Genomic DNA, 15,865 nt, shown 5'->3' with positions numbered 1-15,865 from the left:
CCTGCACGACCATCCGTCCTATGAAGATTCTGCTGATCGGAGCCACCGGAACACTCGGCCGCGCCGTCCACACGGTGCTGCGCGAGCGCGGCCATGAGATCGTCACGGCCTCACGGACCGGCTCCGACATCTCCGTGGACATCACCGACCCCGACTCCATCCAGGCGATGTACGAGCGGGTGGGCCGGGTCGATGCCGTGGCGAACGCCGCCGGCTCCGTCCCGTGGAAGCCCTTCACCGAGTTGAGCGCCGAGGACGTGCGGGACGGCTTCACCGGCAAGGCGTTCAGCCAGATCGAACTCGTCCGGCAAGGCAGCGCACGCGTGGCCGGGGACGGGTCCTTCACCCTCATCAGCGGGATCCTCGTCCGCGACCCGCTCGTGAAGGGCTCGATGGCGTCCGTGGCCAACGGCGCCGTCGAGGCGTTCGTCCGAGCCGCCGCGATCGAACTGCCGCACCGCCAGCGGATCAACGCCGTCAGTCCCACCGTCTTCACCGAGTCGCTGGACGTCTACGGCGATCTGTTCGCCGGCTTCGAACCCGTCCCGGTCGCCGCCGCGGCCAACGCCTACGTCCGCTCCATCGAAGGGGGCCAGACCGGCCAGACGTACGAGATGTGACGCGGCCGCGGCGCCTCCCGGACCTCCACCTCGTTCTCCTCTCACCACGGCCGGATTCCCCGCGAGCCCGACTCCGGTCGTGACTCACCCCTGAGGTTGATCTTGAGGATCGGCAGCGTGGGCGATGCGTGCCCGGTGGGCCCCGCAGCAATCTGGACGACGTTCGCGCTCATCGATCCAGAGGAATTCCGCCATGAATCGCTTCCTTGGCCCTGTCGCGGTGGGCGTCGCCGCTTCGGTCATCGCCGCGGGCCTGACCGTCTCGGCCGCGCCGGTGCTCGCCACCTCGACGCACGACGGGAAATCTCCCACTCATGCCCATCCGGCCTCCTGGAGGGGGCAGTTCGTCTCGTCCGTCCATCTGCGCGGCTTCTCTGCCGGCCAATTGCGGGAATGGCTGGCCGGTGACGGTTTCAACACCGGTACGGTCCGCTATGGAGTGGACGCCTACCGGGTCGTCTACCGCACGGTGGACGTGCGCAACCGGCCGACCACCGCCAGCGGCCTGGTCGTCCTGCCCCGCAACGGTGAGCGGCGCCTCGCCACCGTCTCCTACGGCCACGGCACGAACATCAACAAGGCCGAGGCCCCGTCCATGTTGGGGAACGTGTGGACCGGGGCGCCCGCGGCCACGTTCGCCGCGGGAGGCTTCGCCGCCGTCGCCCCCGACTACCTGGGCATGGGCGTGGGGCCCGGCGCGCCCCCGTGGAAGCACGTCCCGTCGGAGACCACCGCCTCGCTCGACCTGCTGCGCGCGGCGCGCCGGTTCGTCCCGCGCCACGGGAGGACCCTGGAACGCGACGTCATGGTCACGGGCTTCTCCCAGGGGGCATCGGCGGCGCTGGGGCTGGCCAGGGTGCTCCAGGACGATCGCTGGTTCCGGCTGCGCGCGATCGCCCCGATCTCGGGTGCCTACGACTTCCGGGGGGCCGAACTGCCGGCACTGGTGAGCGAGGAAGAGCCGCCGCAGATCAACCCCAAGGCGGCCGTCGTCTACTCCTCGTACCTGCTGACGTCCTGGAACCGGATCCACGGGTTGTACGACGACCCCTCAGAGATCTTCGAGGCTCCTTACGACACGCGCGTCGAAGGGTTCTTCGACGGCACCACGCCCGCCCAGGATGTCGTCGGAGGACTGCCCGGCACCCTGGACGAACTGCTCACCGAGGACGGACTGGCGATGCTGCGCCACCCGCGGGGCCGGTTCGCGGAGGCCCTCCGGCAGGACGAGGTCTGCACCGGATGGGTCCCGCACGTCCCGATCCGTCTCTACAAGATCAGCAGGGATGAGGAGGCCGTGACCGCCAACACCGACCACTGCCACGCCGCGTTCGCCGCGTCCGGCAGGGACGTGCCCGTGGTGGACGTGGGCGAGGTGACCTACGAGGGTTCGCGCCACCTGGGCTCCAACCTGGCCGGGACCGCTCTCGTCGCGCGCTGGTTCGCCGGGCTGCGCTAGCCCGGCCGCCGCCCGGCTCGCGGAATGTCGGATGATCTCCGGCGGTCGTGCCGCCCAACAGGCGACCGGCTTCTGAGAAGATCTCAGCTGTTCGGTCAGACACGAGTGTTCCTGTGAGGGGTGCCGCCGTTGGAACCGCTGAGGCAGGACGGCCCGCGACCGGTGGCGGACGGGGACGGGCAGGTGCTGGCGGGCCGGTACCGGCTGGTCTCGCTGCTCGGCCGGGGCGGCATGGGAGCGGTCTGGCGGGCCCACGACGAGCAACTGGACCGTGAGGTGGCGGTCAAGGAACTGCGCGTGCCCGAGCATCTGGACGACGCCGTACGGCGGACCTGGATCGCCCGGCTGGACCGGGAGGCACGCGCCGCGGCCGGGCTCAGGCATCCCGGGATCGTCACCGTGCACGACCGCGTGACCGGTGATGACGGCCGCCCCTGGATCGTCATGGAGTTGGTGAGGGGGCGTTCCCTGGACGACCTGCTGAAGGCCGAGGGGCGGCTGCCGCCCGCCGCGGTCGCGCAGATCGGGTTGCGACTGCTGGACGCTCTGCGCACGGCTCATCAGGCGGGCATCACCCACCGCGACATCAAGCCCGCCAACGTCCTGCTGGAGAACGACCGTGTCGTCCTGACCGACTTCGGCATCGCGGCCGTCGAAGGCGATGCGACCCTGACCGGAACGGGCGCCGTTCTGGGCACTCCCGCGTACATGTCTCCCGAGCAGGTCCGCGGCCAAGAGGTCACGGCCGCCGCCGACCTGTGGTCACTCGGCGCCACGCTCTACACCGCCGTGGAGGGGCGCCCCCCGTTCGAGGGCGCCGGTACGGGGGCCATCTTCATCGCCATCGCCACCCAGGACCCCGCACCACCCGCACACGCTGGCCCCCTCGAACCCGTCCTCAGGGCGCTGCTGCACCGAGACCCCTCCCAGCGCCCGGTCCCCGACAGCCTGCACGCCCAGCTCACCCGGGTCGCCCAGGGCGGCGCCCCTGCGCAACCGACCCTCCTGCTGCCGCCGGCACAACCGCCTGTTCCGCCGCTGCCCCGACGCTCCGCCCGCAGTCGCAAGAAGAAGGTCGTTCTCCTCGCTCTCGTGGCGGCCACCACCGCTCTGATGCTCGCCATCACGGTGACGTGGGCGGTGACGGCAATCCGGGAGAGGCAGGGGAACCAGCGCTACGAGGCGAACGTGAGCGCACTCGCGGAGCTGGGGACGATCCCGGGTCATTCAACCGAGCTCAGAAGGACTTACGACAACACGACCGTGGAGGTCGAATCGACCCTGTGTGAGTACGAGTCCGTCGACGACGGGTGCAATCTGCAGAGCCAGGCCACCGCCGTCGTCAATTGGTTCCGGACGCAGAACGGCGTGCGGTCCGTGCTCCTCAAGCCCCCCACAGAGGAACCCAACACCTACCCCAGCCGTTCGCTCGTGGTTCTCACTCAGAGCTCACCCAGGATCACCGAGGTCATCGTCTACGACGATGAGCACGACCACAAGATCATGCTCAGTTTCACCGTCGGCTGACGGCCGGCGGTCACTTCATCGGCGGGTGGCTCAGGCCGGCTCGGCGGTGCCGATTCGCCGCGCCCACTGATCGCGGGCCCGGTCGGCCTTGGAGGAGTGCGGGGTACCGGCCTGCCCCCGCGGCGGTCCGCTCATGGACCACATCGGCGCGGATCTGCCCCGCGCGTGCGAACCGCCGTCGCTCCGATCTTGAAGACGAGGCTCGCAGCCCCTTGTCGTGGTGGCGGGGGTGGCCTTAAAGTGCACTCCAAGGTTTTATAGACCGAGTGGTATGTAAAACGTTTCCGCAGTAAACAGGAGGTCAGACGGTGCCGATGCAGCCACCTCGCCTTCTGCTCGATCGGCCCATGGAAGCTCGGCCCGAGCGGAATCGGAGGTCCTGATGCTCGATATCGACCGGCTTCTCGTCACCTACGGGGCGCGTGAACCCGTGATCAAGGAGGTGTCTCTGCAGGTCGGAGACGCGGGAGTGGTCGCACTTCTCGGCAGCAACGGAGCGGGCAAGACCACGCTGATGCGTGCGATCTCCGGGACGCTGCCACTGTACGGCGGCGCCGTGAGGGGTGGGTCCATTCGTTTTCTCGACCGTCCTGTCGAGAAGTCGAGTCCGGCCGAGATCGTGCGGAGCAGGCTCGTCCAGGTGCCGGAGGGACGGCACGTCTTCGCGGCGCTGACCGTGGCCGAGAACCTGGCCGCCGGGGCGCTCCCCGTCAAGTCGCGGACGGAGCGCGAGAAGTCGAGGAAACACGTGCTCGACCTGTTCCCGCGCCTCGCGGAGCGGATGAAGCAGCCGGCGGGCACCCTCTCGGGAGGCGAGCAGCAGATGCTCGCCATCGCCCGCGCGCTGATGTCGCGGCCGAAACTGCTGCTCCTGGACGAGCCGTCCCTCGGGCTCGCGCCCAGGCTCGTGCAGCTCATCTCCGAGACGATCAAGAACATCAGCGAGGAGGGCGTTCCGGTTCTGCTGGTCGAGCAGAACGCGGCCATGGCGCTTTCCCTCGCGCGGTCGGCCTACGTGCTCGAACTCGGCCGGGTCGTGCTGCAGGGGCCGGCGGACGAACTGGCCGGCAGCGACGAGGTCCGCCGCCTCTACCTGGGCGAGTCCGCGGACGAAACCGTCCGGGAGGCCGCGCCGGTGGCCGCCCTGAGCAGGTGGAACGGATGACGGCGCCGAGTCTGCGCATCGAGGGCGTGACCGTCCTGTTCAGCGGGCTGCACGCCCTGGACGACGTGTCCTTCACGGTCGAGCCGGGAACCGTGCACGCGGTGATCGGGCCGAACGGCGCCGGCAAGTCCACCCTCCTCAACGCCCTGTGCGCCATCTATCCCGTCACGTCCGGGGCCATCCACGTCGGCGACCAGGAGGTCACCGGGCTGCGTCCCCACCGTGTCGCCGCCCTGGGGATCGCCAGGACCTTCCAGAACATCGTCGTGTCACCGGGCGAGTCCGTGTTCGACAACCTCATGGTGGGACGGCACCGGCTGACCCGCACCGGGGTGATCGGCGCGGCCTTCGGGCTGGGACGCCGGGAGGAGCGGGCGCACCGCGAACGCGTCCGCGAGATCGCCGCGTTCGCCGACCTGTCGGACAAGCTGGACGCGCCCGCGTCGCGGCTGTCCTACGGGGACCTCAAGCGGCTGGAGTTCGCGCGGGCGCTGTGCCTGGAGCCGCGCCTGCTGATCCTGGACGAGCCCGTCGCCGGGATGAACGCGGCGGAGAGCGCCCGGCTCGGCGACCTCGTCTCCGCCGTCCGCGACGCACTGGATCTGACCATCGTGTTCGTCGAGCACGACATGGGCGTCGTCATGTCGATCGCCGACCGCGTCACCGTGCTGAACTTCGGCCGGGTCATCGCCGACGGCACGCCCGCGCAGATCCGCCGCGACCCCGAGGTGATCGGCGCCTACCTCGGCGGTGACCCCGCGCGGCCCGCGGGGCCGGAGGCCGGGGCATCCGTGTCGGAACCCGCGGCCGACAGGCTCACGGAGAGGCCTTCCTCATGACCCATCTGCTGGAGCTGCTGGCGAACGGCGTGTCGCTCGGGCTCCTCTACTCGATGATCACGCTCGGTTTCGTCGTGGTGTACAAGGCGACGCGGGTGGTGAACTTCGCCTACCCCGCGTTCATGATGACCGGCGTCTTCCTGGTGGCCGTGACCTCACCGGAGATCGGGTTCGCCGCCGCCTTCGCGCTCGGGCTGGCCGTCACGGCGCTGCTCACGCTCCTGTCGGAGCGGTTCCTGGTGTCGCGCGTCAAAGGCGGCGATCACCATGGCATGGCGATCCTGACGATCGGCCTCAACATCGTGATCCTGGCGGAGGTCAGCCGCCGGCTCCACGAGCGCATCCTGCCGCTCGGCGCGCCCTGGGACGGGCACGTGGTCCGGCTGGGGTCGCTGACCCTTCCGCTCACCGTCATCATCACGGTGACCTTCATCCCGCTGCTCATCGCCGGACTGGCGCTGGTCCTGCGGATGACCGGTCTCGGACTGGCGATCCGGGCGTCCGTGGAGGACGCCGAGGGCGCCACCCTGGTCGGGGTCCGCCTGCGCCGCGTATCGGCGGGCGCGTGGGCGGTGTCGGGGCTCCTGGCGACGGTGGCGGGGGTCGGGCTGGCCTCGTTCCCCAGTCCGGGCGTGAGCCTGAGCATGGAACTCGTCGCTCTCACCGCCTTCCCCGCCGCGATCATCGGCGGCATGGACTCGCTCGGCGGCGCCATCGCGGGCGGGCTGATCGTCGGCATGGTCCAGGTTCTGGTGGCGGGCTACCAGGACGAACTGTCGTTCCTCGGCCTGGGCCTCGGGGACGTCGCCGCCTACGTGGTCATGCTCGCGATCCTGCTCTGGCGGCCGTCCGGGCTGTTCGGGGCCAAGGAGGTCAGTCGTGTTTGAAATCCTCACCCGGCGGCGGGCGGTGATCGGCACCGTCGCCATCGCGGCCGTCCTGCTCGTCCTGCCCCTGTACGTCGGCGGTTTCTGGCTGCGGATCGGCCTGTTCGCGATGGCGGCGGCGATGGGCGCGATCGGCCTCACCCTGCTGTTCGGCGCGGCGGGACAGCTGTCGCTCGGGCACGCCTTCTTCATCGCGATCGGGACGTACGGCTACGCGTTCCTGTCCGGCGAGGACCACGGCAAGGTCCAGGGACTCGGCCTTCCGCCGCTGATCGCGGCGGTGCTGGCGGTGCTGCTGGCGGGCGTCGCCGGGCTGCTGTTCAGCCCGGTGGCGAGCCGGATCCGAGGTCTGTACCTGGGGATCGCCTCACTCGGCCTGGTCTTCCTCGGACACCATCTGATGTTGAACCTGCCGTCGCTGACCGGCGGCTACGACGGCCGCTCGGTGACGGCGTTCTCGCTGGCCGGGCACGAGTTCTCCGACGCCTCCGGCCTGGTGGTGGCCGGTGTCCCGTTCGGGGACGTCGAGCACCTCTGGTACCTGTTCCTCGCCCTCATGGCGGGCGGGATGCTGATGGCGCACAACGTGCTGAGCGGACGTCCCGGGCGGGCGTTCCGCCTCATGCGCGACAGCGAGGTCGGGGCGTCCTGCATGGGCGTGGAGATCCGGCGCGCCAAGGCGTCCGCGTTCGTGCTGTCCTCGATGTACGCGGGACTGGGCGGGGTCATGACCGCGCTGGCCTTCCAGCGGGCGATCCCCGACTACTTCGACCTGATGCTGTCCATCGACGTCCTGGTCATGGTCGTCCTGGGCGGCCTGGGCTCGGTCGGCGGAGCCGTCGCCGGGGCGACGTTCGTCGTCGGGCTTCCGCTGGTGCTGAGCAAGTACGCGGACGTGCTGCCGCTCGTCGTCGCGAGCGGGCAGAGCGGCGGCGTGGACGCCTCGCTCGCGGCGAAGTTCGCCTATGGGGCGCTCGTCGTGATCGTCGTGCTGAGACAGGGCCGGTCGATGCGGTCGTTCCGCACGGTGCGCCGCCGTCCCGCCGCCCCCGAACCCGCGGCCGCGTGAGGCGTTCCACGCCGACCGATCGCCGACCGCACCGACCTTTCATGATCAGCCTGTGTTCCGAGCCTGTGTTCCGAGGAGGAGCAACCATGTCCAGAATCCCCCGGCCCAAGGTGACGGCGGGCGTCGCCGCCATCGCCCTGGCCCTGTCCCTGACGAGCTGCTCGACCCGCGGCGGCGACGACGGCGCGACCACGGGCGTCGACAAGGACACCATCAAGCTGGGCGTCCTGGTGGACCTGTCGGGCCCGCTCGCGGGCAGCGGCAAGACCATCCACCAGTCCCACCAGATGGCGGTCGAGGAGATCAACAAGGCCGGCGGCGTGTGCGGCCGGAAGATCGAGATGGTCGTCCGCGACAACGGCTACGACCCGCAGAAGGGCGTCACCGCCTACGACGAGATCGAGCCGCAGGTGTTCGGGTTCCTCAACATCTACGGCTCCGCGGTGATCACCGCGCTCCGCGACAAGATCGGCCAGAACGGGGTGCTGTCCGGGCTGACCAGCTTCTCCTCCGAGCTGCTGGGCGACGAGCACCTCATCGTGATGGGCTCGACCTACGACATCCAGATGATCAACGGGGTGGACTGGCTGCTCCGCAACGACAAGATCAAGAAGGGGGACAAGGTCGGGCACATCTACCTGCAGGGCGACTTCGGCGGCAACAGCTACAAGGGCAGCCAGTACGCGGCGAAGCAGCTGGGGCTGACGCTGGTCGCGCAGCAGATCAAGCCCAGCGACAGCGACCTGACGAGCCAGGTCAACGCGCTGAAGGCGGCGGGGGTGAAGGCCGTCCTCATCGACGCGACGTCCAAGCAGACGGCGTCGGCGGCCTCGGTGATGAAGGCGAGCGGCCTGGACGTGCCGATCATGGGCAACGTGTCGTCCTGGGGGACGAGCATCCTGTCGACGTCGGCGAAGGCGGCGATGGAAGGGCGCTTCCAGCGGGTGAGCCCGATGGGGTCGCTCGGCGGCACCGCCGAGGGCAACAAGAAGCTGGCCGCGAACTGGAAGGCGAAGTACGGCACCACGAGGCCGGAATCCGACTACGCCGTCGTCCACGCCTACACGCTCACCCACCTCTACTCGAAGATCCTCTCCGAGGCCTGCGGCGACCTGACCAGGCCCGGCCTGCTCAAGGCGCGGGGCAAGGTCACCGACTTCGAGATGCCGGGGCTGCTGCCGCCGCAGAACCTCTCCGACCCGGCGCAGCCGACGACCCGGCAGAGCCAGGTGCAGCAGATCGACCCTGAGGCCCTGGCCGGCCTCGGAGTCAAGGAGGACTTCCGGGCCTCCGACACCGCCAAGACCTACAAGGTCGACGGCTCGGGCTGACCTCCCGGCGCGACGAACCGGCCCCTCCCACGTGATCCGTGGGAGGGGCCGGTTCGTGTGCGCGTCAGTTCCGCGGGCGGAGGTGCGCCGTGGCCACGCAGTGCCGCTCGCCGTCCGGCGAGGCGACCCACAGTTCGAGGGACGCGTCGGGCGGCCCCTGGACGAGCCGGCCGCCGATGACGAGTTCGGCGCCGCAGAAGGCGGGACGCACGTTGCGGTACTCGATCGACTCGACCCGCAGCCCCAGCGCCCGCGCCCGGGAGTCGGCGAGTTCCAGCAGCCAGGAACCCTGGAGGGGGCCGGGCACGACGACGCCCGGATAGTCCTCGACGTCCCGGCAGTAGTCGGCGTCGTAGTGGACGCGGTGCGGGTTCCACGTGGCGGCGGAGAAGGCGAACAGCTGGACGGGCCCCGGCGTGACCGTGAACCCGTCGATCGGCGTCCCGGTCATCGCAGCACCCGCGCGTACGTCTCGGACACGACGGCCTCCCCGTTGTCCTGGTCGGTGTAGTCGAGCGAGTAGGACACCAGGATGAGCGGGCCGGACCGGCCCTGCTTCTCCTGGATGCCGCTGATCGCGGTGGTGAGCCCGATGACGTCGCCGGCGTGGATCCGCCGGTGGAACCGGGCCCTGGTGTCCCCGGCCATGATCTTGGACGCGCGGCTCGGCGGCGTCAGCCCCGGCGACACCCCGTCGCCGTTCAGCTCGTCCAGCGGGACGAGGTTCTGCGACTGGAGCCGGACGGCGACGTAGAAGCCGAGCGGGGCCACCACGTCGGGATGGCCCTGCGCCCTCGCGGTCTCCGGGTCGAAGTGGACCGGGTCGCGTGCCCCGATGGCCACCGCGAACTTGGCGATGTCGGCACGCGTCACCGGGTACGGGGGAGCCGTCACGGTCCGTCCGACCCAGGACATGGTCGTCTCGTCGAGCAGGCTGGTGGTCATCGGCCCTCCCGCCCGGCCGGGACCGGTGTCCAGACGGGCCGGCGCCCGCCCGCGGGGGAGTCGGCGAAAGTCCAGCGCACCGGCATGCCGGCCGTGAGCTCCGCGGCGGGTGCGTCGATCCTCCCGATCACCCTGATACCGGCGGCGGGCAGGCCGATCATGCCGACCGGGTACGGGACGGCGTCCCGGAAGCCGCCGAGCCGGGTGTGCGCAACGACCGTCCAGGTGAACAGCTCGCCGGTGTCCGGCAGCCGGACCCAGGACGTGTCGGGGCAGCGGCAGTGCGGGCAGGCCGGGCGCGGCGGCCAGAAACTCCTCGCGCAGCCCGTACAGCGCTGGGCGCGCAGTTCCTCCTCCGCGACGCCCGCGCGGTATCCGGCGAGGTCCGGATGTCCATCGGTCACCGTCCGGCTCCCTTCTCGTGATGTGCTCAACCGGCCGACAGGAGGGCGAGGGCGCCGTCGCCGAGGTCGCCCCAGCCGGTGACGGCCGCCACCCGGGCGCCGTCCACCTGCCGTGCCCCGCAGGTGCCGCGGAGCTGGCGCACCGCCTCGACGACGTGGCTCATCCCGGCGGTGTGGGCGTGCGACAGCAGCCCGCCGTGCGGATTCACCGGCAGCGAGCCGGTGAGGGCGATGTTCCCGTCCTGGACGAACCGGCCGCCTTCGCCGCGCGGGCAGAAACCCGCCTCCTCCAGTTGCTGGATCACCTCGAACGTGAAGCAGTCGTAGATGAGCGCGACGTCGACGTCCTGCGGGGTCAGCCCGGCGGCGCGGAACGCGCGGGGCGCGGCCCTGGTGAGCCCGGTGTCGAAGAGGTCGGTCCGGCCGCACAGATCGTCGGGCGAGTCCGGGTGGCCCTCGGCCGCCGCCGAGATCGCGACGGCCCGGCCCGCGTCCACCGCGCCGGCGGCGGAGACGATCACCGCGGCGGCGCCGTCGGTCTCCAGGCAGCAGTCGAACAGCAGGTACGGGTCGGCGATGACGCGCGAGCCGAGGTAGTCCTCGCGGGTCATCGGCCGGCCGTGCATCTGCGCGGCCTCGTTGAGCTGCGCGTTCGCCCGCATCGTCAGCGCGACCTCGGCCAGCGCGTCCCTGCTGGTGCCGAACTCGTGCATGTGCCGGCGGCAGATCATCGCGTACCACTGGGCGGGGGTGCTGAGCCCGTGGACCTCCTCCAGCTCCTCCCGGAAGTGGCGGCCGGCGAGGTGGACGACCCGCTGGTCGACGCGCGTCCCGGACCGTCCGTTGCGGGCGACGAACACGGCCACGTGCTCGGCCTGCCCCGACTCCACGGCGAGCGCCGCGAGCCGCAGCCCGGCGATCGCGCTCGCCCCGCCCAGGTGCGGGACGGCGGTGAACGTCACGTCCGGGAGCCCGAACACCGAGATCACGTCCTCGGCCGTCGGCCCCATCGGGTACGGGACGACGCCGTCGATGCGGGCCGGGTCGATGCCCGCGTCGGCGGCGGCGGCCGAGACGGCCTCGAAGGCCAGCCGGGTGGTGCTCCTCCCGCTGGCCTTCGAGAACTCCGTCTCCCCGACGCCGCTGACCACCGCCCTCCGGGGAGGGCGGGCGGCCGCGCCGGTCACAGGTCCAGGCTCTTCGCGAGCAGGTTCCGCTGGATCTCCGACGATCCGCCGCCGATCTCGCCGAGCTTGGCGTCCCGGAAGTGCCGCTGCATCGGCGTCTCCATCGTGTAGCCGAGGCCGCCGAGGATCTGCAGGCCGTCGTGCGCGGCCTTCATGTACGCCTCCGACGCGACGAGTTTGGCCAGCGACGCCTCCCGCCGGCACGGCAGCCCCTCGTTCAGCATCTCCCCGACCCGGTAGGTGGCGAGCCGGGCGTGGTCGATCGCGATGTGCATGTCGACGAGCTTGTGCCGGATCACCTGGAACGACGAGATCGCCCGTCCGAACTGCTCGCGCTCCTTGGCGTAGGCGGCGGCGTAGTCGAAGGCGTCCTGTGCGGCGCCCACGTACGCGGCGGCCAGGGTGAAGCGTTCCACGTCCAGGGAGTGCGTGATGACCTCCCAGCCCTGACCGGCCTCGCCCAGCAGGCAGCTCGCCGGGATGCGCGCGTGGTCGAGGGAGATGTTGAACGTCGGGTTCGTCCAGATGCCGAGCTTCTGCATCTCGGAGAAGGTGATCCCCTCCGTCTTCGGGTCGACCAGGAAGACGGAGATGCCCTTGTGCTTGTGCTCGCCGGTCCGCGCCACGAGGATGACGTGGTCCGCGATGGCGGAACACGTGCTGAAATGCTTGGTCCCGGTGAGGACGAAGTGGTCGCCGTCCCGTTCCGCGCGCGTCGACACGGCCGCGGCGTCGCTGCCCGCACCCGGTTCCGACAGGGCGATGGCCAGCAGCAGCTCGCCGGACGCGAGGCCCGGGACGATCGTCTCGCGCTGCCGCTCGCTCCCGTACCTCAGGATCGTCTCTCCGTAGCCGGTCACCTTGAAGTAGTTGCTGGCCAGCGAGTACGACACCTTGCCGAGTTCCTCGGTGACGAGCCCGAGCAGCGTCCCCCAGCGCGGATCGCGCTCGCCGGTCTCCGCGTCGGGGAACGCGATGCCCATCCAGCCCGTGGCGCCGAGCCGCTTCATCAGGTCGGCCGGGTAGGTGTGGGCCTGGTCCAGTTCGTCCCAGTGCCCGGGCGGGCATTCGCGGCGGACGAAGTCGCGGACGGCCGAGCGCAGTGCCAGCTCCTCGTCCGTCAGATACGGCATCACCATGCCGGAGACCACCTTTCTCACAATCAGGAATGGGCGAGCTTGACCAGGCTGTCGGCGATCGTCGCCGTGCCGTCGCCCGCCACGATGACCGGGTTGCACTCGATCTCGCGGATGCGGGGGAGCCGGGCGGCGAGCCCGCTCAGCCGCGCGATCAGCGTGCACAGCGGCCCGAGATCCGTGCTGCGCCCCCGGTACCCGGACAGGACGTGCCCGACCTTCGTCCGAGCGAGCAGCTCGCGGGCGGCGGGCGCGCCGATCGGGCCGGCCATCGCCCACAGGTCGCCGATCAGCTCCGCCTGCACCCCGCCGGAGCCGGCGACCACGACCGGCCCGTAGGCGGGGTCGTGCCGGGCGGAGAGCAGGACCTCGACGCCGCGCGGCGCCATCTGCTCGACCGTCCACCCTTCGATGACGATGCCGGGGACGCGTTCGCGGGCGGTCGCGGCCGTGGCGCGGACGGCGGCGAGCAGCTCGTCCTCGTCGCGGACGTCCAGGACGACGCCGCCGATCTCGGTCTTGTGCCGGACACCGGTGGCCTGGAGTTTCACGGCGACGGGGAACGCGACGCCGGGGATGGGGCCGAAGCCCTGCTCGCCGGCCGGGCCGATGAACGCGGCGGACGCGATGGGCAGCCCCGCCGCCCGCAGCAGCTCACGGGACTCCGCTTCGGTGAGGAAGCCGGTGCCGTCGGGGGTGAGGCCGGTGAGGTCGGGCAGCGGGCCGTCGTCCGCGGCGTCCACCACCTGGACCGGTCCAGAGCGGCGCAGCACCGCCGCGACGCCGACCGCGTTCGCGAGCGTCGGGCTCACCGGCACCGGGCCCGCCGCGAGGACGGGCTTCACGTTCTCCGGGCACGCCTGCCAGACCAGCTGGTTCGGCTTCGTCAGCTTCGGCGCGGCCTCGATGAGCGCCTCGGCCAGCCCGGCGGCATGCTCACCGCCCGCCCCCATGAGCGTGATGAGCTGCCCCAGCCCGGGATCGGCGTCCAGGGCCTCCAGTGCGCCGACCATGATCGACGCGTCGTAGACGGCCCCCGCGGTGGTGTCGGTCGGGTTCCCCGGGACGACGAAGCCGGGCAGGGCGGCGCGCAGCCGCTCCATCGTCTCCGGCGCCGGCTCGGGAATCTCCAGCCCGGCCTCCGACAGCCGGTCGGCCGTGATCACACCGGCTCCGCCCGAGACGCTGACGATCCCCACCCCCGGCGCCCGCGGTTCCCCGTGGCCGAGCAGCACGGTGACCGCGCCGAGCAGCTCCTCCGGCGTGTCGGCGACGAAGGCGCCCGCGTTCGCCGCGAGCATCCTGGTCAGCACGTTCGAGGACGCCATGGCCGCCGTGTGCGAGGCCGCGGCGCGCGAGCCGCCGGCGCTCTCCCCGGCCGGCAGCAGCACGACCCGCTTGCCCAGCGAGTCGGCGAGCGCGATCGCGTCCAGCAGCGCCCGGCCGTCTTCGGTCCCCTCGACGTAGAGGGCGAGGACGTCGATCCCCGGGTCCCGGGCCAGGTGCGCGACGAGGTCGCCGGCCGGCAGGACCAGCTCGTTGCCCGTGCTGAACATGTACCGGAAGGGCGTCCTCGGCTTGGCCATGCCGCACAGGTAGGAGCCGATGGCGCCGCTCTGGACGATGAGGGCCGCGCGCCCGACCTCGTCCACGGCGGGGGCGTGGCCGCCGATGACCGTCCCGAACGTCAGGTGGACGCCGGTCGCGAAGTTGAAGACGCCCAGGGAGTTCGGGCCGAGGACGGTCAGGCCGCGTTCCAGCGCCAGCGCCTTCAGTTCCGCCTCCCGGGCGCGTCCCTCCTCGCCGGCCTCGGCGAATCCCGAACTGAGGACGAGGAAGCTCCGTGTCCCGTGGTCGGCGGCCTCCCGCACGACGTCCGCCACCGCCTTGGCCGGGACGGCGACGACGACGACGTCCGGGACCTCGGGCAGGCTCGCGACGCTCGGGTGGAACCCGTCATGGTCCGCGTACCGGTTGTTGACGGCGTACGTCGCGGGCGGGTCGGCGGCGGCGCGCAGGTTCGCCAGCACGGTCGTCGCGGGCCCCTTCCGCGTGGGGGACGCGCCCACCACCGCGACGCTCCGGGGCGCGAGGACCCGGCCCAGGCCGGTGTCCGGGCCGGTGCGGTCGTCGTTCATCTGTCTCCTATTGGGTGAGGGCGCGGGCGATGACATTCCGCTGCACCTCATTGGTTCCTTCGCCGATCTCCAGGATCTTGGCGTCGGCGTAGAAGCGGGAGATGTCGGACTCCCGGATGTAGCCGTACCCGCCGTGCACCTGCAGGCTCTGCGAGGCCGCGCGGTTCGCCACCTCCGACGCGTACAGTTTGGCCATCGCCGCCTCGGTGGCGTGCGGGCGGCCCTGGTCGGCGAGCCAGGCCGCCTTGTAGATCAGGCCGCGCGCCGCCTCGTACTCGGTGGCGATGTCGGCGAGCTTGTGCGCGACGGCCTGGAAGTCGACCAGCGGGCGGCCGAACTGGTGGCGGGTCCTGGCGTGCTGGACGCCGAGCTTCAGCGCCGCCGCGGTGAGCGACAGGCCGAGCGCGGCGACGCTGATGCGGCCCTTGTCCAGGACGGCCAGGAACTGCCGGAGCCCGTTGCCCTCCTCGCCGATGAGGTGGTCGTCCGGGACGAAGCAGTCGGTGAAGACCAGCTCGCGGGTGTCCAGGGCGTGCCAGCCGAGCTTCTTCAACCGGTTGCCCTTGGTGTAGCCGCCGGTGCCCTCCGGGACGAAGAACGTCGCGTAGCGCCGGCGGCCGTTCTCACCCGTCCCCGTCACGGCGAGCACCGTCACGCCGAGGCTGATGTCGGTGCCGGCGTTGCTGATGAACATCTTCGTGCCGTTGAGGACCCAGCCGCCGGCGGACCTTTCGGCGCGGGTGGCGATGCCCGCCGCGTCGGAACCGGCGGACGGCTCGGTCAGCCCGAACGCGCCGAGCCGCTCGCCGGACGCCAGCGGGCGCAGCCAGCGCTCCTTCTGCTCAGGCGTGCCGAAAACGGCGAGCGGCAGGCTCGCGATGGTGGAGTGGGCGTTCCACGCGGCGGCGACCGACTGGTCGGCGGCGCCGAGCTCCTCCATGACGGCGACGTAGGCCACCATTCCGGCGCCGGTGCCGCCGTACTCCTCGGGGACGAGCATCCCCATCAGCCCGAGGTCGGCGAGCCGGCGGAACACCGGGGACGGGAAGTGCTCGTCCTCGGACCAGCGCTGCGCGTGCGGCGCGATCTCCTTGGCGGCGAAGTCGCGGACCGTGCGCTGCAGGTCGACGATCTCGGGGGGCAGGTCGAAGTTCATGG

The 15,865-nt window shown here is 71.2% G+C and carries 15 protein-coding genes; 8 read left to right on the top strand and 7 right to left on the bottom strand.

Translation table 11 applies throughout. From position 1 onward, the window contains the following. Positions 1-20: 20 nt before the first annotated feature. The 8 genes from ACGFIS_RS29135 (at position 21) to ACGFIS_RS29100 (ending at position 8,897) form a co-directional block, all read left to right on the top strand. The gene (locus ACGFIS_RS29135; protein ID WP_392906334.1) at positions 21-620 is read left to right on the top strand and encodes a short chain dehydrogenase; all 600 of its coding nucleotides are present in this window, start codon (positions 21-23) and stop codon (positions 618-620) included. A 193-nt stretch (positions 621-813) separates the two neighbouring features. Continuing rightward, positions 814-2,079 (top strand): hypothetical protein, encoded by a 1,266-nt coding sequence (locus ACGFIS_RS29130; protein WP_392973207.1) that lies wholly within the window; start codon positions 814-816, stop codon positions 2,077-2,079. Between the two features lie 129 nt (positions 2,080-2,208). Then, on the top strand, positions 2,209-3,606 hold the full coding sequence (locus ACGFIS_RS29125) for a serine/threonine-protein kinase (RefSeq protein ID WP_392973205.1): 1,398 nt from the start codon (positions 2,209-2,211) through the stop codon (positions 3,604-3,606). Between the two features lie 382 nt (positions 3,607-3,988). Beyond that, complete coding sequence (locus ACGFIS_RS29120) at positions 3,989-4,771, top strand: ABC transporter ATP-binding protein (RefSeq protein ID WP_392906327.1); 783 nt, start codon at positions 3,989-3,991, stop codon at positions 4,769-4,771. Further along, positions 4,768-5,610 (top strand): ABC transporter ATP-binding protein, encoded by an 843-nt coding sequence (locus ACGFIS_RS29115; protein ID WP_392906326.1) that lies wholly within the window; start codon positions 4,768-4,770, stop codon positions 5,608-5,610. The genes ACGFIS_RS29120 and ACGFIS_RS29115 overlap by 4 nt, the downstream gene beginning before the upstream one ends. Beyond that, positions 5,607-6,497, top strand: coding sequence for a branched-chain amino acid ABC transporter permease (locus ACGFIS_RS29110; RefSeq protein ID WP_392973203.1), 891 nt, complete (start codon positions 5,607-5,609; stop codon positions 6,495-6,497). The genes ACGFIS_RS29115 and ACGFIS_RS29110 overlap by 4 nt, the downstream gene beginning before the upstream one ends. Further along, positions 6,490-7,566: a branched-chain amino acid ABC transporter permease gene (locus ACGFIS_RS29105; protein ID WP_392973201.1), complete on the top strand. Its 1,077-nt coding sequence runs from the start codon at positions 6,490-6,492 to the stop codon at positions 7,564-7,566. The genes ACGFIS_RS29110 and ACGFIS_RS29105 overlap by 8 nt, the downstream gene beginning before the upstream one ends. Before the next feature lie 86 nt (positions 7,567-7,652). Further along, on the top strand, positions 7,653-8,897 hold the full coding sequence (locus ACGFIS_RS29100) for an ABC transporter substrate-binding protein (protein ID WP_392906322.1): 1,245 nt from the start codon (positions 7,653-7,655) through the stop codon (positions 8,895-8,897). Positions 8,898-8,961: 64 nt separating this feature from the next. On the opposite strand, the gene ACGFIS_RS29095 is transcribed toward ACGFIS_RS29100, so the two are convergent. Genes ACGFIS_RS29095 through ACGFIS_RS29065 form a run of 7 tightly spaced genes read right to left on the bottom strand, consistent with a single transcriptional unit; the run spans position 8,962 to position 15,863 of the window. Next, a complete protein-coding gene (locus ACGFIS_RS29095; RefSeq protein ID WP_392973199.1) occupies positions 8,962-9,348 on the bottom strand; it encodes a hypothetical protein in 387 nt (128 codons plus the stop codon). Further along, entirely contained in the window at positions 9,345-9,842 is a 498-nt protein-coding gene (locus ACGFIS_RS29090; RefSeq protein WP_392906320.1) for a MaoC family dehydratase N-terminal domain-containing protein, read from the bottom strand. The genes ACGFIS_RS29095 and ACGFIS_RS29090 overlap by 4 nt, the downstream gene beginning before the upstream one ends. Then, a complete protein-coding gene (locus tag ACGFIS_RS29085) occupies positions 9,839-10,246 on the bottom strand; it encodes a Zn-ribbon domain-containing OB-fold protein (protein ID WP_392906319.1) in 408 nt (135 codons plus the stop codon). The genes ACGFIS_RS29090 and ACGFIS_RS29085 overlap by 4 nt, the downstream gene beginning before the upstream one ends. A 26-nt stretch (positions 10,247-10,272) precedes the next feature. After that, positions 10,273-11,433 (bottom strand): hypothetical protein, encoded by a 1,161-nt coding sequence (locus ACGFIS_RS29080; RefSeq protein WP_392906318.1) that lies wholly within the window; start codon positions 11,431-11,433, stop codon positions 10,273-10,275. Continuing rightward, on the bottom strand, positions 11,430-12,572 hold the full coding sequence (locus ACGFIS_RS29075; RefSeq protein WP_392906316.1) for an acyl-CoA dehydrogenase family protein: 1,143 nt from the start codon (positions 12,570-12,572) through the stop codon (positions 11,430-11,432). Before ACGFIS_RS29075 ends, ACGFIS_RS29080 begins: the two co-directional genes overlap by 4 nt. A gap of 23 nt (positions 12,573-12,595) precedes the next feature. After that, complete coding sequence (locus tag ACGFIS_RS29070) at positions 12,596-14,707, bottom strand: acetate--CoA ligase family protein (RefSeq protein WP_392906314.1); 2,112 nt, start codon at positions 14,705-14,707, stop codon at positions 12,596-12,598. Positions 14,708-14,714: 7 nt separating this feature from the next. Next, positions 14,715-15,863: an acyl-CoA dehydrogenase family protein gene (locus ACGFIS_RS29065; RefSeq protein WP_392906312.1), complete on the bottom strand. Its 1,149-nt coding sequence runs from the start codon at positions 15,861-15,863 to the stop codon at positions 14,715-14,717. Positions 15,864-15,865: the final 2 nt, after the last annotated feature.

The sequence above is a fragment of the Spirillospora sp. NPDC048824 genome, assembly GCF_043198455.1.
Classification (GTDB): domain Bacteria; phylum Actinomycetota; class Actinomycetes; order Streptosporangiales; family Streptosporangiaceae; genus Spirillospora.
This window is presented reverse-complemented; position numbering and strand designations above follow the sequence as displayed.